Origin of the sequence: Arthrobacter sp. 9MFCol3.1 (assembly GCF_000620385.1) — a bacterium.
Taxonomy (GTDB): domain Bacteria; phylum Actinomycetota; class Actinomycetes; order Actinomycetales; family Micrococcaceae; genus Arthrobacter.
This window is the reverse complement of record NZ_JIBJ01000003.1, coordinates 210185-232521: the sequence shown is the minus strand read 5'-3', so window position 1 is coordinate 232521 and position 22337 is coordinate 210185. Positions and strand designations below refer to the sequence as shown.

At 65.0% G+C, this 22337-nt stretch carries 17 protein-coding genes and 4 pseudogenes; 7 read left to right on the top strand and 14 right to left on the bottom strand.

Annotation, left to right across the window (positions count from 1 at the left end):
- The first annotated feature begins 14 nt into the window (after window positions 1–14).
- Window positions 15–1022, top strand: coding sequence for a diacylglycerol/lipid kinase family protein (locus tag C560_RS20905; RefSeq protein WP_051532929.1), 1008 nt, complete (start codon window positions 15–17; stop codon window positions 1020–1022).
- Between the two features lie 657 nt (window positions 1023–1679).
- Here C560_RS20905 and C560_RS20900 read toward each other — a convergent pair.
- The 5 genes and pseudogenes from C560_RS20900 to C560_RS0101085 form a co-directional block, all read right to left on the bottom strand.
- Window positions 1680–2516 carry an alpha/beta fold hydrolase gene (locus C560_RS20900; protein WP_081801573.1) on the bottom strand — a complete coding sequence of 279 codons (837 nt, stop codon included), beginning with the start codon at window positions 2514–2516 and terminating at the stop codon, window positions 1680–1682.
- A 47-nt stretch (window positions 2517–2563) separates the two neighbouring features.
- Window positions 2564–2938, bottom strand: a pseudogene (locus C560_RS0101105) (zinc-binding dehydrogenase); the annotation flags it as partial.
- Window positions 2939–3089: 151 nt separating this feature from the next.
- Window positions 3090–3857, bottom strand: coding sequence for an SCO1664 family protein (locus C560_RS0101095; RefSeq protein ID WP_026536803.1), 768 nt, complete (start codon window positions 3855–3857; stop codon window positions 3090–3092).
- Window positions 3857–4411, bottom strand: a complete 555-nt coding sequence (locus tag C560_RS0101090; protein ID WP_026536802.1) for a DUF3090 domain-containing protein — start codon at window positions 4409–4411, stop codon at window positions 3857–3859. The genes C560_RS0101095 and C560_RS0101090 overlap by 1 nt, the downstream gene beginning before the upstream one ends.
- 24 nt (window positions 4412–4435) lie before the next feature.
- A complete protein-coding gene (locus C560_RS0101085; RefSeq protein ID WP_026536801.1) occupies window positions 4436–5128 on the bottom strand; it encodes a histidine phosphatase family protein in 693 nt (230 codons plus the stop codon).
- 308 nt (window positions 5129–5436) lie between these two features.
- Between C560_RS0101085 and C560_RS0101080 the strand changes: the two genes are divergently transcribed.
- Window positions 5437–6549 carry an FAD-dependent oxidoreductase gene (locus tag C560_RS0101080; RefSeq protein ID WP_026536800.1) on the top strand — a complete coding sequence of 371 codons (1113 nt, stop codon included), beginning with the start codon at window positions 5437–5439 and terminating at the stop codon, window positions 6547–6549.
- Window positions 6550–6552: 3 nt separating this feature from the next.
- On the opposite strand, the gene C560_RS20895 is transcribed toward C560_RS0101080, so the two are convergent.
- The 3 genes from C560_RS20895 to C560_RS0101070 form a co-directional block, all read right to left on the bottom strand.
- The gene (locus C560_RS20895) at window positions 6553–8184 is read right to left on the bottom strand and encodes an MFS transporter (RefSeq protein ID WP_231494220.1); all 1632 of its coding nucleotides are present in this window, start codon (window positions 8182–8184) and stop codon (window positions 6553–6555) included.
- Between the two features lie 6 nt (window positions 8185–8190).
- Entirely contained in the window at window positions 8191–8439 is a 249-nt protein-coding gene (locus C560_RS23195) for a hypothetical protein (protein WP_155855698.1), read from the bottom strand.
- 337 nt (window positions 8440–8776) lie between these two features.
- Window positions 8777–8998, bottom strand: coding sequence for a hypothetical protein (locus C560_RS0101070; RefSeq protein ID WP_026536799.1), 222 nt, complete (start codon window positions 8996–8998; stop codon window positions 8777–8779).
- Between the two features lie 239 nt (window positions 8999–9237).
- On the opposite strand from C560_RS0101070, the pseudogene C560_RS0101065 reads away from it, so the two are divergent.
- Window positions 9238–9572 (top strand): annotated as a pseudogene (locus C560_RS0101065) (Tn3 family transposase); the annotation flags it as partial.
- Between the two features lie 110 nt (window positions 9573–9682).
- Here C560_RS0101065 and C560_RS0101060 read toward each other — a convergent pair.
- A pseudogene (locus C560_RS0101060) lies at window positions 9683–9988 on the bottom strand (transposase); the annotation flags it as partial.
- A gap of 255 nt (window positions 9989–10243) precedes the next feature.
- On the opposite strand from C560_RS0101060, the gene C560_RS0101055 reads away from it, so the two are divergent.
- The 4 genes and pseudogenes from C560_RS0101055 to C560_RS23700 form a co-directional block, all read left to right on the top strand.
- On the top strand, window positions 10244–10588 hold the full coding sequence (locus tag C560_RS0101055; RefSeq protein ID WP_026536796.1) for a hypothetical protein: 345 nt from the start codon (window positions 10244–10246) through the stop codon (window positions 10586–10588).
- The gene (locus tag C560_RS0101050) at window positions 10545–11663 is read left to right on the top strand and encodes an AI-2E family transporter (protein ID WP_026536795.1); all 1119 of its coding nucleotides are present in this window, start codon (window positions 10545–10547) and stop codon (window positions 11661–11663) included. Before C560_RS0101055 ends, C560_RS0101050 begins: the two co-directional genes overlap by 44 nt.
- A 20-nt stretch (window positions 11664–11683) precedes the next feature.
- Entirely contained in the window at window positions 11684–12595 is a 912-nt protein-coding gene (locus tag C560_RS20890; protein ID WP_231494219.1) for a potassium channel family protein, read from the top strand.
- Window positions 12535–12678, top strand: a pseudogene (locus tag C560_RS23700) (DUF2252 family protein); the annotation flags it as partial. The gene C560_RS20890 and the pseudogene C560_RS23700, both read left to right, overlap by 61 nt.
- 198 nt (window positions 12679–12876) lie before the next feature.
- Here C560_RS23700 and C560_RS0101040 read toward each other — a convergent pair.
- From C560_RS0101040 to C560_RS20880, 5 genes are all read right to left on the bottom strand, one after another.
- Window positions 12877–14283 carry an FAD-binding oxidoreductase gene (locus tag C560_RS0101040; protein WP_026536794.1) on the bottom strand — a complete coding sequence of 469 codons (1407 nt, stop codon included), beginning with the start codon at window positions 14281–14283 and terminating at the stop codon, window positions 12877–12879.
- Window positions 14284–14358: 75 nt separating this feature from the next.
- Window positions 14359–17625, bottom strand: coding sequence for a BTAD domain-containing putative transcriptional regulator (locus C560_RS22530; protein ID WP_026536793.1), 3267 nt, complete (start codon window positions 17623–17625; stop codon window positions 14359–14361).
- A 361-nt stretch (window positions 17626–17986) separates the two neighbouring features.
- Window positions 17987–19624, bottom strand: a complete 1638-nt coding sequence (locus C560_RS0101030) for an amidohydrolase (RefSeq protein WP_043422234.1) — start codon at window positions 19622–19624, stop codon at window positions 17987–17989.
- A gap of 223 nt (window positions 19625–19847) precedes the next feature.
- Window positions 19848–20732, bottom strand: coding sequence for a carbon-nitrogen hydrolase family protein (locus C560_RS0101025; RefSeq protein WP_026536791.1), 885 nt, complete (start codon window positions 20730–20732; stop codon window positions 19848–19850).
- Window positions 20733–22283 carry an APC family permease gene (locus C560_RS20880; protein WP_051532928.1) on the bottom strand — a complete coding sequence of 517 codons (1551 nt, stop codon included), beginning with the start codon at window positions 22281–22283 and terminating at the stop codon, window positions 20733–20735.
- Window positions 22284–22337: the final 54 nt, after the last annotated feature.

The following is a 22337-nucleotide window of genomic DNA, read 5'->3' as shown; positions in this document are numbered from 1 at the left end:
TCATAACAGGGACGGTGCTCGTCTTGGCGGGCATCGTGGCCATCCGCGGGATCCGCGTCCTGCGACGGTCGGAACCTCCGGGCCGCGCCGTTCCGCCGGCGGGCCATCCCGCCTTGATCGTGAACCCCCGCAGCGGCGGCGGCAAGGCCGATCGCCTCGGCTTGGTCAACGAATGCCGGGCACGCGGCATTGAGGTGCTCATCCTGGAACCGGGGCAGGACCTTACCGGGCTGGCCGAGGCCGCAGTGGCCAGCGGTGCCGATGTGCTCGGCATGGCTGGCGGGGACGGCTCGCTTGGGCTGGTCGCGGACGTGGCCGCCCGGCACGGTGTGCCCATGGTCGTGGTGCCTGCCGGCACTTTCAACCACCTGGCCATGGATCTCGGCCTCGACCGCGGCAACGTTCTCGGGGCACTCGACGCGTTCGGAGTGGCCGTGGAACGCCGCATCGACCTCGGCCAAGTCAACGGCCGGGTGTTCGTCAACAACGTCTCGCTCGGGTTGTACGCGCAAATCGTCCGTTCCCCCGAGTACCGAAATGCCAAGGTGGACACCACCCTGAGCATGCTGCCGAGCATGCTGGGGCCCGGGAGCCAACCCTTCGATCTGCGCTTCACCGGTCCGGCGGGGGAGGAGTACACCCGCGCGCACGTGCTCCAGATCTCGAACAACCCGTATGGCCGCACGCCCTCCACCCTCGCCAACCGGCCGCGGCTCGACGGCGGCCACCTCGGGGTGATGGCCCTCAAGCTCCCGGACGATCCAGCAGAAGCACGGCGCCAGCTGGCCGCGGCCAGCGGGCACCCGGACACGTTTCCCGGCTCCGTCGCCTGGGAGCCCTCGACTTTTGAGGTGGACTCGGGTGGGCCGATCGACGTCGGCATGGACGGGGAAGCGATCCGCATGGCGGCCCCACTGCGGTTCACCATTCGGCCAGGCGCGCTGCGGATCCGCCTTCCCCGGGAGACCTGGCTCTCACCCGCGGCCCGTCTGCTCCGGGCCCGCTCGGCTCTGCGGGACTAGCTGCGCAGCGGGCTCGCCCGTTGAGTGGAGCACCGGCCACCGCGGCTGCGCGACCAAGTCGGTGATGGGCGCACTGCGCGAACCCTCGCAGTTAGTCCCGGAACGTAGCCGTGTTGGCTCGAAAGGACGCCGACAATATGTGAGGGGACGGCGGGCGATGCCGGCGTCCACTTAGTGAAAATTCGCGCTGGACCGGCGGCGGGAATGGTCGAAGAAATCGGAGCCGTTTCTTGAAAGGCCCTCTGCGTTCGGGTTGTGCTTTGCGTCGGGTTGAGGAGAGTGTTAGTCCGAGTAATTTCTCCCACCACGGAGCGCCAGCCGCACTGGACCGCTAGCCCGCAGACACTTCTTGAACCTATTTGCCACCAGCGTTCATGGCCGCCGTCTCGCCCATTTCTCTGATGCTCGTGCCAAGTACCAACGGAGTCGATATGAAGTCCGACCGCATGTCAGCAGTCTGAGATGGCTTGACTGGAAGAAGTCACCGGCGCCCAGCAGAACGCTTCGTGCACTCGCGGAACTGGACTTCGCCGGATACGTCGGCTGACTTGCTGGTCTTGCGTTCTTTAGCTGTTTCACGTGCACGAATGGCGCCTGCCGATCCACGACCGCAGGCGCCTGGTGGACACCGGGCGTTAGTGCGAGCACTTGATTGCGTCAGCGGGACAGCAGCACGCCGACCTGGGTCCGGCCGTGGTCCGAGTCGGGGTAGATGATCAGCACGGATCCCTTGATGCGCCGGTGCAGGTCCTCGGACAGGATCGACGGCACCATGCGGTCTTTGTCGCCGTTGGCGATGAGGGTGGGGTGAGTGAGCTTTGACAGGTCCGACGGCGCGGAGCGGCCGAACTTCCGGTTGCCTTCAGCTGCGTCTGGAAGGCTTTGGTGCTGATCGGCTTGTCGCGGTCGACCGTGCGCTCCTGCAGGCGCTTGATGAACGCCTTCGCGGCCGGCTTGCCGGTGGCGTTGGTTAAAGAACAGGAACTCCTTCGGGTCCGCGCACGTCAGGCTCGCGCGGAGGACGTCCCAGTAGGTCGTGCTGGCGACCTTGTCGATGTCCTGGCCGCCCCGCGGCCCGGTGCCGGTCAGAACGAGCTTGCGGACGAGGTGGGGATGTTTGAGGAGCAGGTCCTGGGCGATCATGCCGCCCATTGAGAAGGAGAGGACGTCGATCGTGTCGAACCCGAGGGCCCTGATGAACGTATAGGCGTCGTCGGCCATCGCCTCGATGCTGTCTGGAACCTGCCCGGTGGAGGCGCCGACTCCGCGCTGGTCGAAGGTGATGACGTGGCGGTTCTTCGCGATGGCCTCGATGATGCGGGGGTCCCAGTTGTCCAGGGTCGCGGCAAGGTGCACGAAGAACACGACGGGGATGCCGGCCTTGGGCCCCAGCTCGCGGTAGGCGTAGGTGACGCCACCGGCGGTGATGGTGCGTGTGGCGGCCTTCGCGTACGACGTGACGACGGAGCCGTTTGGGGTGTCGAAGCTGCTCATGCTGGCAGTCCTCCTGGGTGGTCTGTGCGGTGAATGGTGCTGTCGGCTCAGGAGGGAAGGGTGACGACGGCTTTGCCGCGGAAGCCGCCCTTGGCCAGCGACTCGAGCGCCTGTGGGGTCTGGGTGAAGTTGAAGACCTTTCCCACGACCGGGCGCAGCACGCCGTCGTCGACCAAAGAGCCAATTTGGCGCAACTGGTCGCCGCTGGCACGCATGAAGAGGAACTCGTCGCTAACGCCGAGCTTCTTTGCCTGCCGCCGGATCCTGCTGCTGAGCCCCGCTATGGCCAGGGGCAGCACAGGGTTCAGACTGGCGTTGCGCGCGAACGCCGGGTCCGGCGGACCGGCGATTCCGATCGCCTTCCCGCCGGGCTTCAGGATGCGCAGTGACTTCACGAGGTTCTCCCCGCCGAGGCTGTCGAGAGGATTGAATCGCCAATTCGGTTGACCCGCGGCGCGCGGCGGCGGGTCACTTCGGCCCGCGGGATCGAATACCGTGGACGGCTCTTCTGGATCATTGCTAGTCTCTTCGTTGCCGTCGCCCTTGGAAACTTCTACGCCGAATAGGTCGTCCCTAGAACAGCGGCCAGGGCACCGCCGGCATCTCACCGCTCGGAGCCGGAAACCGCCCTGCCAGGCGCAACCGGGCGCAGCGCGCGGCGAGCGATGCGATTTCTTCGGCGCTGAGCAAGTCCGCCAGGTTTCGGCCCAGCCCACCGTGCAGTCCTTCGCTGACACGATCGATGCCGTCGCGTTCCTCGGCGGTCAGAGCTTCTCCCAGCCATCCCCACAGCACCGTGCGCAGCTTGTGGTCTCGGTGAAAGGTGAGCCCATGGTCCACGCCGTGCCGGTGTCCGTCCGTCATGGCAAGAATGTGGTCGCCTTTGCGGTCGGCGTTGTTGACGACCATGTCGAACACCGCCATGCGTCTGAGCGCTGGCGAGTCTTCGTGAACGAGGGCGACCATCCGTCCGTTCTCATCCCGTCCCTCGAGAACTTGTTTCCAGCCCGTCTCCGGGACGTGGTCCGTCGCGACCAGGTTCACGGCGCTTTGGGCTGGGTCTGGCTCCTGCCAGAGCTGCACCATGCCTTCGCCCATCGGACCACCGCGCAGCCAGGTGTGGGGCACGACGTCCCAGCCGAAGGCCTGCGAGACCAGGTAGGCGGCCACCTCCCGCTGAGCCAGTGTGCCGTGGGGAAAATCCCACAGCGGACTTTCGCCTGCTATCGGTTTATAGACGACCACCACGTCGCCGATGCTGCCGAGAAAGGTAGCGTTTGAAGCCGTCGTGATGCGGCCGGTGAGCGTCAGTTCGGCGTTCACAAGGTCCGGCGCTGGCATCAGACCTCGGGAAGGGTGCAGATGTGCCCGTCGGCGTCTATGGGGTAACCGCAGAGCGGGCACGTCGGACGCCCGGCGCCCACGATCTCCCGGGTGCGCTTGGCGAATGCGCGGGCGGTGCCGACCGGCATTCGCACCAGCAGCATTTCGGGCTCGTTAGCGCCGTCCTCATCGAGCGATTCGTCGTTGTCATCAGCATCGACGTCGGTGATGGGGTGGGCCTCTATTACGACCTGGGCCGTGGTTGGGTCCCAACCTAAGCTCATGGCGCCGGCGCGAAACTGTTCCTGAACGGCCTCGAGCTGGTCATTGTCGACAAGTTCAATGGGAGTACTCGTGGGAATGCTGAAGGGGTTGCCCTCGACGGTGATCAGCTGGTCGAGAATTTCGTCGATCTTCTCCGCGAGCAGAGCCGCCTGCTGCTTCTCCAGGGCAATACTCACGATCTGCGTCCCTGCGCGCACCTGCAGATAGAACGTTCGCGCCCCCGGAAGGCCAATGGTGCCAACGACGACCCGATCAGGCCAGGCAAACTCGTGAACACGTGTAGGCATGTCAGTATTCTAGGCACATGAGGTTCATGGCGCCTTTTGCCCTGCACCGCCACCCACCGGCGCGTCGCCAGAGTCGATGCCGTTCGACAGCCACGACAGATCACCCGCGTCGGTGTTAGTCGCGTAAACGCTTGGCCGACTAGCGCCGTAGCGCACGATCGATACGGAGGCGGGCCCCACGTTTATACGCTGGAACAAGTCAAGGTGCATGCCGAGCGCGTCGGCGAGGATTGACTTGATGATGTCACCGTGACTCACCGCCACCCACACGGCCCCTGGCCCGTACTCGGCTTCGAAGGCCGCATCGTGGCGTCGAATCGCTGCCACCGACCGAGCCTGCATCGCGGCCATGGATTCACCGCCGGGAAAGACGACGGCGGACGGTTGCGACTGCACAACGGGCCACAAATCCTCGGTCGCGAGATCACTGAGCGTGCGGCCCTGCCACTGGCCGTAATCGCACTCGGTGAGATCGGGATCGACCGGCGCGTACGGCGAGCCAGCCTGGCGATCGAGGATGAGCTGCGCGGTCTGCTGACAACGCTCAAGAGGGCTCGACACCACCCCGACTACTGGCACGGCCGCGAGCCGGTCCCCGGTCAGAGCCGCCTGGTCGCGCCCGATCTGGTCCAGGCTGACGCCGACGGCCCGACCGGCCAGCAGTCCAGTGGCATTGGCTGTGGTGCGGCCGTGCCGCACGAGAATAACTGTCGCCATCCACCCAGCCTAACCACCCGCTCGATGGCGGTGTGAACCTTACCGGTCGTGCGTCGAACAGGCAGATAATGCGCTGGCGGAACCCTTCAAGCGCACCGACACGCTCAAAGCCGCCTGGACGGACTCGGCAAGCCTCGACCGGCTTCATGGCTGACGCAGCAAAACCGGACGAACCGGCACCGCCAGAAGAGTGTGGACACTGTCCACACTCTGGGTTTCGGATCGAGTCGTGGCGATCCAAATTGGGTCCGCCATGGGATCGCCAGCAGTGCGGACTTGCCTCCGGTGTTGAGTGCTTGAATGGGGGCATGGTGGATCGCAGCGTACTGGTCTCGGGCGGCGGGATTGCCGGCTCGACCGCCGCGTACTGGCTGGAGAAGGCTGGCTGGTCGGTCACGATCGTGGAAAGAGCGGCCGACACACGATTCAGCGGCAACCCTATCGACGTACGCGGAGCAGCGGTCGCGATTGCACGGCAAATGGGCATCTGGGCGCGCCTGGAGGAGGCTGCCACCGGTGTCGAACGCCTGGTCTTCGTCGACGCGGACGGGCGGCCACAGGCCACAATCCGCACGCGCCGACGCGCCGACCGCCACGAGGAGGTCGAGGTCGAACGCAATGAACTCGTCGGCCTGTTGTTCGACAAGGCCCGGGAGACAAGTCTCATCATCCGGGACGACTCGATCGCTGCCTTGCACCAGGACGGCGGCGGAATCGACGTCGAGTTTCAGCGGACCCCTTCCCGTCGCTTCGACCTGGTCGTGGGAGCCGACGGACTCCACTCCACCGTTCGGCGCCTGGCATTCGGCCCCGAGGAACGTTTTTCCCGCCCTTTCGGCATGTTCGTGGGCACCGTGCGCGCCCCTGTGCCGGTCGCGGATCCGCGCACCGTGCTGTTGTACAACGAACCGGGAACCTCCTTGACCATCCATCCGGCGGGTGGGAAGCCCGGTTTCGCATTTATCTTCCGTGGGCAGCACGATTTCGACTACCGCGATGTGGAACAAGGAAGAAGCCTCGTCGAGTCCACCTATGCCGGCGGCGGATGGCTCACCACGCTCGCGCTCGAGGAATGGGGTGCGTCCGGCGATAGGTACTTCGACGCCGTCTCCCGCGTGGACTTACCGCATTGGAGTGCCGGCCGCGTGGTGCTGCTCGGTGACGCGGCGAGTTGCATCTCGCTGTTCGGTGAAGGCTCCAGCAGCGCGATCGTTGGAGCCAAGACCCTCGCCGACGCGATTGCCGCCCATCCGGGCGACCACACCGCTGCTTTCGCCGGCTATGAACACAGACACCGCCAACACGTCCGACCGCTACTACGGGGCGCCGGCATCGCATCGCGCCTCCTCGTACCCAAGACCCGATCGGGCATCGCGATGCGCAATGCGGTGTTGAACGCGGCCGTGCTTGCGAGCCGTTGATGATCACGGCGCCCGTTGGGAGTCCTGCTTGGTTTGGGTGCCGGGTTGAATGGTTGGTATGCCGCGGGTGAAGACCAGGGCGAGCAGTGTGATCAGGGCAAGGATGGAGATGGCAGCGCGTAACCCTTGGATCTGGCTGTCCGCGTTCGCCTCCGAGACCGCGTCGATAGTCGCGGGGGGAACGTCCGCGGCAGTGAGCGCGGCCCTCAGGTCCGCATCGGAAACGAACGGAACCCCATCCGCGAGCTGTACTTGCGCTTGCGACTCAAGGGTGGCCGGGATTTCCGGGTTGTCGTGGATGATCGCGAAGAACGAGGCACTGAGCGCGGAAATGAGCACAGCGCCGGCTAGCGCGGTCCCGATCGAGGCGCCCAGCTGGGTGCCGGTGTTCTGCAGACCGCCGACCTCACCGCTTTGTTCGTCAGGCACGGCGGACACAGTGACGCTACCGAGCTGGGAGGCCATCGCTCCCAGTCCGGAACCTGCGAGCAGCAGCGGCCAGGTCACGATCTCTGGACCCGCGCCGACTTCGAGCAGTGCGACCAGGAGCACCAGGCCGGCGAACAGGGCGACGAAGCCGGCGTTGACGACACGTCGTGGCGAGGCGTCCGGGCGCAGTTTCGGTATGCCGATCGCGAAGATCAGCAGAGTCAGCGAAAGAGGCAATAGGCGCACTCCGGTCTCGATCGCCGAAAGCCCGAGCGCCACGGACAAGAACAGTGGGACGACGAAGAAGGTGCCGGCTTGGACGAGGTACATGAACAGGAAGGAGGTGACGCCGCTGCGCAGCTGGAGGCTGCGGAGCATCGATGGGTCGATGAGCGCGCCCTCACCGCGCGCGATGCGCCGGTTCTCCCACGCCATGAAAAGGGCCAGGACTACACCGCCGCCGAGGATGAGCCAGATGACCGGAGACAGCCCGAGCCACTCCGGCGCGTTGGGCTTGGGCTGCACGAACCCCCACGACCCCGAGAGGAGGATGCCCATGACGATCAATGTCAGACCGAGTGCCGACAGCACCGTGCCCACGAGGTCGAGGCGGACACCCTCCGCCGCGGGTGTGTCGTTAACCCGCCGCGCGAGCAGCAGGATGACGACCACGATGAGGACCTCGCCGGCGAACACCCAGCGCCACGATGCGTAGGTGGTGAACGCGCCGCCGATCAACGGGCCGAGCGCCGCCGCGATAGCGCCGGCGGCGGCGACCAGCCCGTAGGCACGCGGCCGTTCGGGCTTGCCGAAGTTCGACGCGACCAGCGCCACGATCGCCGGCATGATCAGTACGGCTCCCAGACCCTCCAGGAATGACCAGCCGATGATCAGCACGGTCAGGTTCGGGGCCAGTGCCGTCGTCAACGATCCGCAGGAATATACGACGCACCCGATCGTGAACGCCCGCTTCCGTCCGATGATCTCGCCGATCTTGCCGCCCGTAATCATCAACGACGCCATCACCAGCGTGTAGAGCGTGATCGCCGTCTGGATGCCGGTCACCGTGGTCCCGAGGTCGCTGGCCACCGTCGCGATCGCCGTGTTCATCACGGTGGTGTCCAGGGCCATCACGAACTGCCCCATCGCCAACGTCAACAGCACGACCCCGGCCGCACCCACTTGCCGCTCAGCCACGTCGCTCACAGGCCCTCACTCTCCGCCGGACGAACCGCATCCAGGACTTGATGTTGCCTGCCGATGCGCGCGGACCGCGTAGCGCCAGGTGACCAAAACCATGATCATCTTCAGGAACAGGTTGATGTCGGGAACGGCAGAAACGACACGACCAGGAGTAACAGCAGGTTCAGCCGGATAGACACTGAGCCGGCGGGGACGGCTATCTCCAGAATGATGAGCGTTATCGCAATGGCAAAACACGAGGTCGCTGGATGCTTCCATCCGCCCTGTCTGATAAGCACGCGGCCGAGACTGTGACTGCCAGGCAGCGGACTGATCATCCATGGGGCCAGCATGGCACCCGTCCTGGATATCCGGCTCATCCAGAAGGGACGAATTGGGTATCTGCTTAGCTGAAGTAGCCCGTACATGCGGGGAATTGTTCGGCTCATTCACTCGTCCGAGGCGGTACGGGCGCGCTACTGGAGTCCGTTGGGTGGCTCTTGGGGAGCCGCACAATCGGCAAAAAATCGTACTCTAAGGCGTTCGGGGTGGTTTGGCGTCGTCGCGAGGGACGCGGCCGGCTCTGGCGGGCTGGGAGTCTTAGAGGCCGGTCGCGTTACTTGTCGTAGGCGGACGGCGACGATCCAGCGTTGTCCCCAGATGTTGCCATTTCCTTCCACCACGCCTCGCCTGCCATCATCTCCCTGACCTGGCTGTCAGTGAGCTGAGGATGGGCCTCGGTGGTGTGCGCTTTGATGTTTTGGAACAGCTCTTCGTCATCCGCGCCGGTGAACTCGATCCTCTCGTGCGAGGGATCTACACACTGAAATCCGCGCATTGCTCCTCCTTGGAACGTTTGCACTATACAGGCGTTTGAATTATGGACCCTGCGCGCCGTGGCGACAAGGTCGGCCGGGTCCATCTTCTGGTGGTTGTCGTTGCTGCGCGTGTTGGCTCGAGAGCGGGTCGCGCCACCAGAGCAATCGTCGCGTGTGATGGAAGCGTCGGTCGGTCCTCATGGCATAGCGACACGAGCGAAGACGCGGACTCGGACGTTTTCCACCGCGACCACCGACACGACGCCGCGTCACCGCCGGGCTGAACAAGGGAGAAGCGCGCAACGCCCTCGCCCAAGCCGTGTTCCTCAACCGCAAGGGCGAGACACGCGACCGCACCTTCGAGCACCAACGCGACCGGGCTTCCGGCCTCAACCTCGTCACCGCCGCCATCGTCCTGTGGAACACCGTCTACCTCGAATCAGCCACCACGGCCCACCCGGACCCGGCCTCGAACAGCACCTCTCGCCCCTGGGCTGGGAACACATCAACCTCACCGGCGACTACACCTGGCGTCCCAACACCCGCGGCCCCGGGCGCTACCGACCCCTAGGCAAACCACCCCGAAGGCCTTAGTGTGTACGATTTTTCACCGATTCTGTGGCCTCCCCCTATTGAACAAATCCCCAGAGGACCTGGCCAGGAGCGTTGGAAGGGCCGACTTCCTCAGCGCCGCCAGAGTCCTTTCACTCGTGGATCGGGCGGGGAACGCTGTCCTGGGGGATGACGAGGTCTTTCAGCGGTGCGGGGTCGGTGTTGGTGGCCTGCTGGAGGAGCCGGTAGAACAGCAGCCCGCGGCTTCTGGCGGTGCGGCGGTTGAAGCGGAAGGCGAACTCGTCGAGGTAGTAGCCCAGCTGTTCACGTGAGATGCCCTGATGGAGGGTGCCGTCGATCCAGCGTTTGAGCTGGGAAGCGGCCATGTGGACTGCCGGCATGTTCACGTGCGCGCGGATGTCTGAGCCGAGCCGGGTGAAGTAGTCGTGCTGGTAGCCGAGGCCGCCCGCTCGCGGCATCTGAGGCGACAAATCGGCCATACCGCAGCCTACTTCAGCTAGGCAGATACCTAATACGGACGATCTATTGGATGGCGACGTCTTAGCAACCGGACGGGCGAAGCGTGAATGCCGCGCCTGTGCGACAGAATCATAAGTACAACTTGGGCCTTAGGGCTCCCCGGCAGAACAATTCCTTCATGCCTGGCCGTCGTTCCTCGCCTACCTCGTGAGCTTGCTAATGATCGGTTCGGCGTGATCCGTCTGCTGCTCTTCGCCGTGAGCGGCTATGCACGCCACGGGCACCTGCGGCGGCACGGCGCCGATGACCCGGACCTCCAGGACGCCCACCATAAGTTCTGGTACGACGTCGTCGCCTACGTCATTACCATCCTGATCAGTCTCATTGACCAGATGGTGGCAATCGCACTTTTGTTCGCCATTGCGGTATTCCTCTTCCTGCAGGTTTCAGCGCACGCCACTCATACGCTCGGGGGTCCTTCGCCTCTGTCGGGCGGCCCACGCCCGGACGTAGCGTCGCTCCCATGTGGAGGCAATGATGTTTTCCCGCCGCGCGGCTGCGACCCTCCCGGCACCTGAGGACACGACCAGCCCCAGGTCGACGGCACCCGAGCTGCACATCCGCGCGTTCCGTGTCGGATTCGTCGGCGCACTCGGTGTCCTTTTGGCACTTTTTCTCGGCGTCATCGTTGGGCAGCTCAGCACCGTCATCCTCTATGTTGCCCTCGCGCTCTTCCTGGCGCTGGGCCTTGACCCGGTGGTCAGTTGGCTTCAACGGCGCGGGATGCCCCGCTGGACGGCGATTCTCATCGTCTTCGCCGTCGTCATCGGAGTCTTTGTCGCGCTCATCGCGGTGATCGTGCCGATTGTCGTCGGGCAGGTCACCACGACGATTAACAACTGGCCGCAGATCGTCAGGGACTTCAAGAACAGCGACTTCGTGGCCTGGGTCGGGTCATTCAGCGGCTCGAGCTGGGTCGAGGACACCGCAGCCTCGATCGGCAGCTGGCTCGGGGACCCGAACAACATCGGCGTACTGACCGGCGGTCTTTTCGCGGTCGGCGCGGGCATCGCGGGCGGCCTCACCGGCGCCACCATCGTGCTGATCCTGACCCTGTACTTCGCCATCTCGCTCGACTCGATGAAACGGTACGCCGCCCGGTTCGTGCCGGCCAGCTCGCGCGCCGGATTCACCGAGGTAGGCCAGGACATCACCGGAGCAGTCGGCCGGTACGTGATCGGCCAGCTCACTCTCGGCGCCGTGAACGGCGTGCTGAGCCTGATCTACCTGACCATCATCGGCGCACCCGTACCGATCCTGCTGGCCTTCATTGCGTTCCTCTGCTCGCTCGTGCCGCTCGTCGGAACCCTGACCGGTGCAGTCATCATCTCGCTCGTCTGCTTGGCCGCGTCTCCCGCGACCGGGGTAGCGGCAGCGATCTACTACCTGATCTACATGCAGGTCGAGTCCTACGTGATCAGCCCGCGCATCATGAACAAGGCTGTAGCGGTGCCCGGCGCGCTCGTCGTGATTGCCGCGGTCGCAGGAGGCACGCTCGGCGGCGTGCTCGGCGCCCTCGTCGCCATCCCCATCGCCGCGTCCCTCATCATCATCGTGCACAAGGTGGTCTTCCCCAGACAGGATGCCGCGTAGCGGCGTCCCACAATCCGGCCATGACACAAGAAACCTGGCAGAAGCATTCGCAGAGGCCCCTCATCGTTGCGGCCTTTGTTTTCCTGGCGGCCTACTCCATCCTGGTCATTGCACAACCGCCGGAACCTTCCGCCGACGCGCTGATGTTTGTCATCTGGTTGACCTGGGCTGCCTTCGGCATCGACTACATCGTGAAACTGATGCTGGCCCCGCGGCGGGGACGGTGGTTCCTCCGCCACCCGATGGACCTGCTTATTGTGGTCATTCCCGCGGCGCGGCCGTTGCTGCTCCTGAGGCCCTTGAGGCTGCGAAAAGTGATGGACCGGGCCCCGGGCACTGCCATCAGGGCGCGCGTCATGGCCTACGTCGTCGCCTCCGCCGTCCTTCTCCTTTACACCGTGGCCCTGAGCGTCCTCAGTTTCGAACGGGGCGCTCCGGGCGCGAATATCACCTCGATGGGTGACTCCCTGTGGTGGGCGGTGGTCACTATCACCACGGTCGGTTACGGCGACCTGTACCCCGTCACCGTTCCCGGCAGGCTGGCTGCGTCCGCGCTGATGATCGGCGGGTTTGTCGTCCTGGGCATGGTCACCGCGGTCCTGTCTTCCTGGGTGATTGAGAGTGTGACCGCCGCAACCAGCTCACGGACCAAAGCACCCCATGACCGGTCAGCCCACAGCCTGAACGAAACCAAAATCAAACACCCAACCGTTGAGGAACGAGCTGCGAAGGGCAAAGACCGCCGGGAAAAAACGCCCGTCTCCAGCCACGCCGGCAGGGCCCCGGCTCCCGACCGCCCTGACCCGGTTGCGCTGCTCGAAGAACAGAACCTCACCCGCGAAAAGACCTGGTACCGGTGCGTCACGGCCGGATGCTGGTCTCGCCGTTCACGTTCGACCGGGGTGCAGCCAAGATCATGGCCGCCGACCTGAAGGACACGCCGCGGGCCGGCATGAAAGCCCAGCTGTGCGGCGACGCCCACCTCTCCAACTTCGGCGTCTTCGCCTCACCCGAGCGGAACCTGCTCTTCGACCTCAACGACTTCGACGAGACGCTCGCCGGCCCCTTCGAGTACGTGAGCGGTAACACGAGCCCGGCAACTGGCCGGCGTTGCCGGTCAGTTGCCGGAGGGAATCGAGGTGCCTCTGGCGCGGGCTGTCAGGTTGCTTCCCGATCCTCGGGCGATCATCCACGTCTCACGCAGACCGTGCAGTCACACCGTGGGGGCGATGTTCTGGTTCAACCGGAACAGATTGGTGGGGTCGTATTCGTTCTTCAGTTCCACGAGCCGCCGGTATGTATCCGCCGGGTACGACGCCCGGACGAGCGCCGTATTCGTTTCACCTGTGAAATTGACGTAGGCCGCCGCATCCGGACCGAGCGCTGACGTCACGCCCCGGGCCCATTCGACGGCATCCGCGAAGCCTTCCGCCGTCGGCGTGCGCGCAATTACGTTGACGATGAATTCCTGGTCACGGAGTGCGAAGGCCGTTGCTTCGGCAGGAACCCGTCCGACTGCGCCGCCAAGGTGGTGCACGTGAATCTCCGTCATGGCGTTGGGCGATGCTGCAAACGAGTCCAGCAGCACGCGCACGGACGCGTCGTCGGCGGCGCGCAGAAATGCCGAGCGGAAATAGTTGTGCACGCCCCGCGGGTACAGCGGATCGAGCGCCTGCTGCCATCCCGCGTACGGGTGGGCGGCGAACACATCGGCGATGACGGTGCCCAAGGACCGGAAGGGCGCGGTGGCGGCCTCGCCGGCATCTGGGTCGCCGGTCCAACACCCTCCCACAGCGATGACCGGCTTGCCGTGCACCGATTCTGGCAGGAACGGGACCGGCGGCGCCGTGGTCATGTTGACGAGCGTGGTCAGCTCATCGGGGGCCGCCGCGCAGGCCGCCCGATAGCCGCGCAACACCTGCTCCGCCTCTTCTCCGGGGTAGAAAACCAGGCCGGAAAGTACGGTGGGGCCCACTTCGTGCAATTGATAGTCGAAGGACGTCACCACACCGAAATTGCCGCCGCCGCCGCGCAGTCCCCAGAATAAATCGGGGTGCTCGTCGGCACTGGCGTGAATGAACTGCCCGTCAGCGGTGACGACGTCGGCGCCGACCAGATTGTCGCTGGCCAGCCCGTGCTTGCGCACGAGCCAGCCGATGCCGCCGCCGGTGGTGAAGCCGGCGATGCCGGTCGAGGACACCAGGCCACCGGTCACCGCAAGCCCGAATTGCTGGGTCTCCGCATCCAGGTCCTTCCAGGTACACCCTGCCTGTGCTGTCACGCGGCGGCGGACAGGGTCCACCTGGACCCCCTTCATCAGCGAAAGGTCCAGCACGATACCGTCGTCGACGGTGGAAAACCCGGGGATCGAATGGCCACCGCCGCGAACCGACAACGGCAACCCCCCACTGCGCGCGAGATCGACCGTGCGGATCACATCCGCCACACCCGCACAGCGTGCGATGAGCGCCGGGCGGCGGTCGTGCGCCCCGTTCCAGATGCTGCGTTCGTGGTCGTAGTCCGCGTCCCCTGGCAGGACGACAGTGCCGCGCAGGCCGGCGGCGAACTCGGCGATGGTGGCCTCACCGATGCGGGTCGGCCTAGTCTGCGTCGTTGTCACGATGCGTTCCTCCTGATAGCTGTTTGCTTGTCAGATCCATTTGTCAGATCCAGGAAAAACGCTAGTGAACCGTCCTCAACGAGCACTCAACGCCGTCTCAACATCATCATCCGAGTCCTGCCTACGCAGTGCGGCCAGCCTCTGACCGGCGATGAGGCATCTCGTTCGGTCGAAAATCGCCCCAGCCCTCTCAATTTCGCGGGCCGCCCGATGTGGGTCGCCGAGTTCGTTGGATAGCTCTGCCACCATCAACCGTTGCCAGCCAGTGTGTCGCCGCCATGGGGCGACCCGCTCCGCTGCCTGCCTGTACATTTCCCGCGCTGCCCGGACCTCACCGGAGATCAGTTCGGCGGCACCGAGTATGGTCAGCGTGGCGCCCATCCCCACCTGATCTCCCGCGGATTCAAACCCTGAAAGGCAACGCCGAGCGTCTTTCAGGCCGCGGTCGATATCACCACCCATGGCGCGGAGCAGGGCGATATTAATCTCGGTCAGCAGCTCGCCGCGCCGGTCGCCCAGGCCGAGCCGAAGCTCCCGCGCCAAGGACAGGGCCTCATCGGCCGCGCTGTGGTCGCCACAGTCGCGCAGAATGCAGCCAAGTTGGTGAAGTGTTTGCGCCCTAGCCAGGTCATCTCCTAACTCGGCGAAATGTTCGACTGCATCCGTGATGACGGATATCGCAGACTGCGTGTCTCCCGAAAGCCTGGCCGCGTAGCCGATCGCGGACAGCACGTAGCCTTTGGCCTGGATGACGCCAACCCGCCGGCCCAACAGCAGGGTCTCCTCGAGGCAGGGGACCAACCGTCCGGCGACCGGGACCAGTTGCAGGCTGGGCGTGATCACCGGCAGGAAGGATGGAGTGCTGGTCTCAGACTGTGCGAGTTCGCTCAGGCAGGTGTTTAGGTGACGGGCGGCGAGTGGTCCGTCCTCCCGGGACAACGCGCACTGGCCGAGCAGCCAACTGCTGGCAGCGCAATGTTCGGGTCTGCCACCCTCGACTGCCTCGGCGTGCACTTCGGCTGCCAGCTGTTCGGCCTCGTCCAAGTCGAAAGTGCTCCAGGCGAGCGAGGTCTCAATGAGCCGGGCCATCGTTACCTCGTCGGGGTTGCCGATCTCCCGCATAATTGCCAGGGCCTCCGCGCCGAGCGCCCGATGCCGATCGCCGCGGCCCTGTCGGCTGTCCAGCCCGGTCAGGCCGATCAGAGCAGCCGCGCGAGGCCGGGTCGGGTCGGGAGCCACCGCCAAAGCACGTTCGACCCAACGTGCTCCCTCGACCGCGTGACCGCGGAGGAACCAGAACCGCCACAGGCTGGCGGCGAGCCGGAGCGCGGTCTCGGGCTCGTGGGCGCACGACCAGCGCAACGCAGCGCGCAGGTTGTCGTGCTCCCGGTCGAGCAACTTCGGCTGTTCGATGACCACCCCGGTGGCCCGTTCGGGATTGTGGGATTCGGCGACGGCAAGGAAGTAGGCGCAATGCGCAGCGGCCAGTTGAGCCGCCTCACCTGCATGCTCGAGATTCTCGAGGCCAAACTGGCGGACCGTCTCCAATTGCCGGTATCGGGTCCCGGCGCCGCTCCTTTCGGCGACCACCAAAGACTTGTCCACCAGCTTGGCCAACAGGTCGAGCAGTTCGATTTGCTGGAGGGGCGCGTCAGCGCAGACTGCTGCCACGGCGTCGAGGGTGAAACCACCCGCGAACACAGACAGCCGGCGCAGCAGAACCTGCTCCGGCTTGGTGAGCAGTTCGTGGCTCCATTCCAAGGTGCCACGCAGCGTCTGGTGCCGCGTGACGCCGCTGGTTCCCCCGCCGAGCATGGACAGAGCATCGCCCAATCCCTGGACGATCTCGGCGGGTTCGAGTACGGCCGCCCTGGCCGCGGCCAATTCCAGGGCCAGCGGCATCCCGTCGAGCCGTCGGCACAACTCTGTCACCCCCTGCGCGTTGTCGGCGTCGAGCGCAAAACCCGGCCGGACCTGCGCTGCCCGCTCAACGAAAAGCCGGACAGAGGGCAGACGGCCCAGCACGGCCAGGTCGAGAGCATCGGTCCGCAGAGGCGAGGGCAGGGGCAATGACGGCACCCGGTAGGTGTACTCCCCGTCGGCATGGAGTGGCTCCCGGCTGGTGGCCAGCACTTTAACCCCAGGGGATCCGTCAAGGAGCGCGACGACGAGTTGCGCACAGGCTGCTAGCAAGTGTTCGCAGTTGTCCAGCACGAGGAGCAGCGAGCGTCGCCGCAGTTGGTCGACCAGCGCTTGCACGCGGCTTGGTGCCGCGCCGGAATCCAACCCGAGGACCTCGGCTACGGCATCGGCCACCAGCAGCGATTCCCCGACGGCCGCGAGGTCGACGAACCAGACTCCGTCCACGTACTCAGGACGAACTGTTTTCGCGGCCTCCAATGCCAGTCTGGTTTTGCCGCTGCCGCCAGCCCCGGTGAGGGTGAGCAGGCGGGCATGGCCCATCAGGCGTTCGACGTCAACGAGCTCACGCTCGCGCCCGATGAAGCTTGTCAACGGGGATGGCAGGTAGCCGATGGCATCGTCTTGGCCGGTCACGCCGGCGGGCTGGTGGAGGCGTTCCTCGGGCGGCGAGCCGGTCAACAACTCGCGAAACAGTCTCATTGTCCGGGTGTCCGGGTCGGTCCCGAACGCGTCGAGGAGTTCGTCGACCAGCCGCTCATATCGTGCCAATGCTTCCGACCGCCGGCCCATCCCAGCCAGCAACACCATCTGCGCACGCACGGCTCCCTCGTGGACGGGATCGGATTCGAGCGCATGGGTGAGGATGACGAGCGCTTCCTCCGGCGCGCGCTGCGCCACCGTCGACGCCAGTTTTACCAGTACCTCGCGATGGATTTCCCGGAGCTCATCGCGGCGTGTCGTCAGCCAGTCCGCATCCGGCAGCTCCGGCAGAAGATCACCACTGTACAAGTCGGCCGCATCGCGCAGGCTTGCCTCGTCACCTGCAGCCAACGCTGCAACGGCCGAACGCTCGAACTGCAGGACATCGACATCGACCGGGCCAGTGTCATCCAGCACGACCACTTCACCGCGGATGGCGAGCAGCCCGTCGCTGCCGGCTCCAGCGCTGGCGAGCGCGCGGCGGGCGACGTACAGGGTCTGATGCAGATTCCGTGCGGCGGCCTCCGGCTCCATGTCAGGCCACAGGCGGTCCAGTACCTGCTCGCGACGGCCACGCTGACCACGCGCCAGCGCCAGCATTGCCACCACGGCCTTTGCCTTCTGCAGCCGCCAGCGGCTGTTCTCGACGGCGTTCCCGTTGACGTACACGATGAACGAGCCGAGAAGCTGGATGCGCAACCCGCTTTGGGTAGGCTTCATGGTTCTTCAGTATCCGCCCGCCATCCGGCGTTGTCGAACAACGAAATTTCCCGCACGCGCGCTGCCTTGGCGCACTCTGTGAGCGCCCCATCACTGGCAAGCAAACCACCGGAACCACAGCAGCCAATCGCCCCCGTTCGGCTCGATTCCGACAACCACCGCCGCCGGCACACTGCCCTGGAAAGTCGCCAAACCGGCACCTGCCCCCTGGCGGTGACCCCGGGACTGGTGCCCAGCTGCCGGACGAAATGGTCGAGGATGCGCTCGGCCTCGGTTAGCACCTGCGGGTGTCGGGCTGGGATGAAACGCGCCCAGGGATCCATCTGTGGTTGTCGGCGGACCCCTGGGCGGTGACGTCGGCCTATTCTTGGCGGCTGAAGACAGTTTCTCCATCCACCCAGGTCGATTCGATCGGGAGGTCAATGAGCTCGTCGGCTGAAACCAGAAGGGGATCGTCGGCCCATATCGCGAGGTCCGCCCTGTTCCCGGGCCGGACTCTTCCCTGGTCGTGGTCTCCTTGGGCTTCGGCGGCCCAAACCGAGAAGCCCTTGAGCGCTTCGAGCGCCGTCAACCTTTGTGAGGGTTCGAAGACATGCGCATCGGTCCGGCCCGGGATGCGGCGCAGGCGTGCCCATGCCATGCCGATGCGCGCGTCGTACTGGGCCACGGGCCAATCCGAGCCCAGCGCAACCGGAGCGCCTGAATCTATGACGTCACGGATCCTCCAGGCCCGTTTCGATCGCTCGGCGCCCAAGCGACTGGACCAAGAATCGGATCCGTCCGCCTTTCGCCACTGCATGTGCAGGGGCTGCATCGACGCGGTTATTCCGGCCGTGGAAAGACGTGCGAGATCCTTGTCCGCAATGCACTCCAGGTGTTCAATGCGGTGCGGGGCTCCCCGCCGGGACCGAACGCCGGCCGAGACGTATGCGTCGATCGCAGCACCGATGGCTCGATCACCGATAGCGTGTGTCGCGATTTGAAAGCCTGCGTCGCTATAGTTTTTGACGGTTGCAGCATAGTCGGCCGGATCGGGCCAGAATGATTTCAGTCCGCCGCCCATCGTGTCCGGTTCATAGAGCCAGCCGGTTCCGGTATCGATGACACCGTCGAGTAAGAGCTTAACGAGTCCGCCTCGCCAGCGCCGACCCCGTCGGTCCTTCGACAAGACGTAAGACCGTGCTTCTTCAGCAGTCAGGCCGGGCCGATGCTCGAGTGCGGAAACCAGCCTGACGGGCAAGCCCGATCCGGTGCTGTCGATGTTGTCGATGAAATCGAGCGAAGCAAGGTCACCATCCATGATCGTTCCTGAGGTGATGCCGGTTCTCGACAAGCAGGAGATCAGCTCCCGTGCCCTCTCAACGGCCTGCGCTGCAGAAAGAGCCGGCGCGGTGGATCCGACCAAGTCGTAGGCAGTGGATTCCCGCAACTCCCCGGTGGGGTTGCCGGCGTCGTCAACAACTATCTCTGAATTGTCGCAAAACCGGCGCCCACCTGTGATGCCGCTCAGTCTCAGAGCTTTCCGGCTCGCCAGTGCGGTATGAAGATCAAACAGGAGAATGTACGCCGGCAGGCCGTAGACCGACTCTTCAATCAGGTCAGCGGATATTCGCCGGCCTTCAAAGATGCCGTAGTCAAGGTTCCATCCCCGGACCCACCCCGCCGGATTCTCTGCAAGAACCCTGGCTGCTTCGGTGCGCAGGACGGCGAGGAAACCGTCGAACGTTGACACTGGGCCGAAATCGACGCCGACCGTGATTTCCGAACCTTGGATGGGGTGAATGTGTCCGTCGATGAGTCCCGGTGTGATGGTTTGGCCCTTGGCATCGTGCACTCGGGTTCGTGGACCCCGGTGCTCGCCAAGAAGGTGGTTGCCGCCAACGGCGAGAATCCTGCCGTTCGCGATGACGATGGTGCTGGCGGATGGTTGTTTTGGATCCAGGGTGTGCACCCCGGCATTAACGATGACAGTGTCCGCGGATTTGAGGTTCTTGGGCATCAGACTTCCCGTGATCTTGAATGTTGGGCACGCGCCAAGAGTGTCGGCGGCAAGGGTCGGACGGCTTCACGGCGGCCGACAGCCGGCGGGTGCGGATGAGATCGTGCTGTCGATGGTCGGTTCTGGCAACGCGTGCGTACCTCCGGGCCGGAGGTACGCACTCGTTGTGGTGGGGGTGCGGCCGTGGAAGGAAGCGGTCAGGCCCTTGAAGTGCTGAGCTGGTTCACGCGTGAATCCTCCGGGTCCGGGTGCTCCACGCCGGGGGGTGGAAGTGTGCGCCGCCGTACATCGGGTAACGGAGGATTCCTTCCTGGTCGTGGAGTTGAGCCCAGGGCCGGTTGATGCCGTGGGTCCCGTAGCGGCGGACCTGGGTGACCCGGTCGAGGTCCAGGACGCCGAAAAGGATTTCCTCTCCTCCTCTGGCCTGCTGCATGATGGTGCCCTCCGGGTCCACGATGACGCTGTCTCCGACTGCTGATGGGTCGGCGCCGTTGACGTTGACGATGTACACCTGGTTTGCGAAGGCGTTGGCCCGTGACATCACGATTTCCATTTCCCTGTCCCGGGTCGTGGTGAGGGTCGGCTGGATGATGACTTCTGCTCCGAGCCATGCCAGTTGCCGGGCGACCTCGGGAAAGCTTCCGTCGAAGCAGATGGCGAGGCCTACGCGTCCCCGGCCGGGGATGTCGAAGGTCACGAACGAGTCGCCCGGCGTCGTTGTTTCGAACGGGCGCCAGGGAAAGAGCTTCCGGTACCGGGCCACGATCTCGCCGTCGGGGGAAACAGCGATTGCCGTGTTGTAGGTGTTGCCGCCGTCGGTTTCCAGCAGGGAGCCGGGCACGAGCCAGACCCCCAGGCGGCGGGCCAGGTCCGCGATCCGGTCGGTGAGCGCGCTGGGGATGGGGCCGGCGGAGCGGGTTTCGCCCTCAGGGTCAGGGATCAGAAATTCCCCGGGTGCTGCGAGCAGAAGTTCTGGTGCAACGATGATGTCGACCTCAGGACCGAGCTCTTTGGCGGTTTCGGCCTGGGCGGCGAAGCGTTCCCAGGTTGCTTCGACGTCGTAGGGCACCGGTTTCGTTTGGATTGCTGCAATGGATAGGACGCGCATTTATGCCTCGGTTTCGCTGCTCAGGATGGATTGCAGTTCGTTGCGGGTGGAGAAAGTTCCCTGGGGGATCGTTTGCCCGGCGAAGTAGGGCCGCAGTCTGGGGCGGATGATGGCGATGACCAGGACGCCCAGGGCGAGGGCACCGATGCCGATCCAGAACACGGTTCCGATACCGAGCCAGGAGAGCCCGGCATAGTCGGGGGACAACATGTCGACGGCGCTGTACGCAAACGCTCCCGTCATCAGGAGGGCGCCCAGGCCAGGAAGGATGCCCTTGATGACCAGGGCAGAGGTGGAGGTGCGCATTTGGGGAGCGAAATAGACGACACAGGCCAGCGCCGTCGCGGCATAGTAGGCGGCGATCATCAGGCCGACTGAAAGAATAGCCAGGCCGATGAAGTCGGCGCTGATCGCTGTCAGAACTACTGTCACGGCAATGCTCAGGAGCGCCCACCAAACGATTGACGTGGTGGGTGTCCCTCTGGAGGGGTGCATCTTCGTGGTGGCAGCGGGCAGTGCGCCGTAGGTTCCCATGCTGAGCCAGGACCGGGGGTTGCTGATCGCGACGGTCATCAGCGCCGCCAGTGCCGAGATGCCGACGGCGAGGATGATGACCTGCCCGAAGAGGCCACCGGTGGCCTGGGGGCCAAGCACGGACAGCACGTCCGAGACGGTTGCAGGATCCGTGATGCCGGCGGTTCCGGCAAATCCGACGGCGGCCGTCGCGGTCACGACGTAGAAGAACAGAAGGATCACGGTGGTGATGACCACGGCCCGCCCTGGTGTTCCCTTGCGGTCGGTCGTTTCCTCATTGACCGCTATCAGCGCGTCCCAGCCCCAGTAGATGAACAGGCACAGGATGACGCCGTGGACCAGGCCGGAGAGATCGCCGGAGGCAAAGGGGTTGAACCAGTCCAGCCGTGGCTGCTCGGCACCCTCCGCCGCGGTCCCGGCGGCCATGGCGGTAAAGGCCCCGATGCAGAAACCGCCCAGAGCGACCAGCTGCAAGGCGATCAATGCGTATTGAAGCCACGCGGAGAGTTCGATTCCGCGGGCCGCCACGACGCCGCTCAGGGCGATCAGCCCGCACGCGATGGCCGCGACGATGACCGGTTGGGAGGCGGCCCAGCCGAGCCCCAAAAAGGTCAGAAGATACGTCGTGGCAACCTGCGCCAGGGCCGCGCTGGAGATGAAGGTGGCAATTTGGGGGACCCAGCCACCGAAGAACCAGCCCGACCACGGGCCGAAGACTCGGGAGATCCACACGAAAACCCCGCCGCAGTCCGGCATTTCCCGATTGAGGTCACGGAATGCGAAGGCCGTGAACAGGATAGGCACGAACCCCAGCAGGAACGCCGCGGGTGTGCTCGACCCGACCGCCAGGACAACGAAGCCCAAGGTCACCGCCAAGCTGTACGCCGGGGCCACCGCGGCGAGACCCAATGCCACCGTGGGGCCGATGCCGATCGAGCCGGCCTTCAGTCCCTTGCTCGCAGCGGCAGCCGGAAGGGTGGGGGGTGTAACGGTGGGGGGTGGAAGGGGATGTGACACGGAGACTCCTCATTGAATCAAAGTTATTTGAATCACATTCAAATTTGAATACCA

Bases quoted from the DNA above. Each gene is read 5' to 3' on its own strand.
- C560_RS0101090 (WP_026536802.1), bottom strand. From the start codon at position 4,411: ATGCCTACACGTGTTCACGAGTTTGCCTGGCCTGATCGGGTCGTCGTT.
- C560_RS0101070 (WP_026536799.1), bottom strand. From the start codon at position 8,998: ATGCGCGGATTTCAGTGTGTAGATCCCTCGCACGAGAGGATCGAGTTC.
- C560_RS0101025 (WP_026536791.1), bottom strand. From the start codon at position 20,732: ATGCGCGTCCTATCCATTGCAGCAATCCAAACGAAACCGGTGCCCTAC.
- C560_RS20890 (WP_231494219.1), top strand. From the start codon at position 11,684: ATGACACAAGAAACCTGGCAGAAGCATTCGCAGAGGCCCCTCATCGTT.
- C560_RS22530 (WP_026536793.1), bottom strand. From the start codon at position 17,625: ATGAAGCCTACCCAAAGCGGGTTGCGCATCCAGCTTCTCGGCTCGTTC.
- C560_RS0101095 (WP_026536803.1), bottom strand. From the start codon at position 3,857: ATGCCAGCGCCGGACCTTGTGAACGCCGAACTGACGCTCACCGGCCGC.
- C560_RS0101080 (WP_026536800.1), top strand. From the start codon at position 5,437: ATGGTGGATCGCAGCGTACTGGTCTCGGGCGGCGGGATTGCCGGCTCG.
- C560_RS0101050 (WP_026536795.1), top strand. From the start codon at position 10,545: ATGATGTTTTCCCGCCGCGCGGCTGCGACCCTCCCGGCACCTGAGGAC.
- C560_RS0101085 (WP_026536801.1), bottom strand. From the start codon at position 5,128: ATGGCGACAGTTATTCTCGTGCGGCACGGCCGCACCACAGCCAATGCC.
- C560_RS23195 (WP_155855698.1), bottom strand. From the start codon at position 8,439: ATGGAAGCATCCAGCGACCTCGTGTTTTGCCATTGCGATAACGCTCAT.
- C560_RS20900 (WP_081801573.1), bottom strand. From the start codon at position 2,516: ATGAGCAGCTTCGACACCCCAAACGGCTCCGTCGTCACGTCGTACGCG.
- C560_RS0101030 (WP_043422234.1), bottom strand. From the start codon at position 19,624: ATGCCCAAGAACCTCAAATCCGCGGACACTGTCATCGTTAATGCCGGG.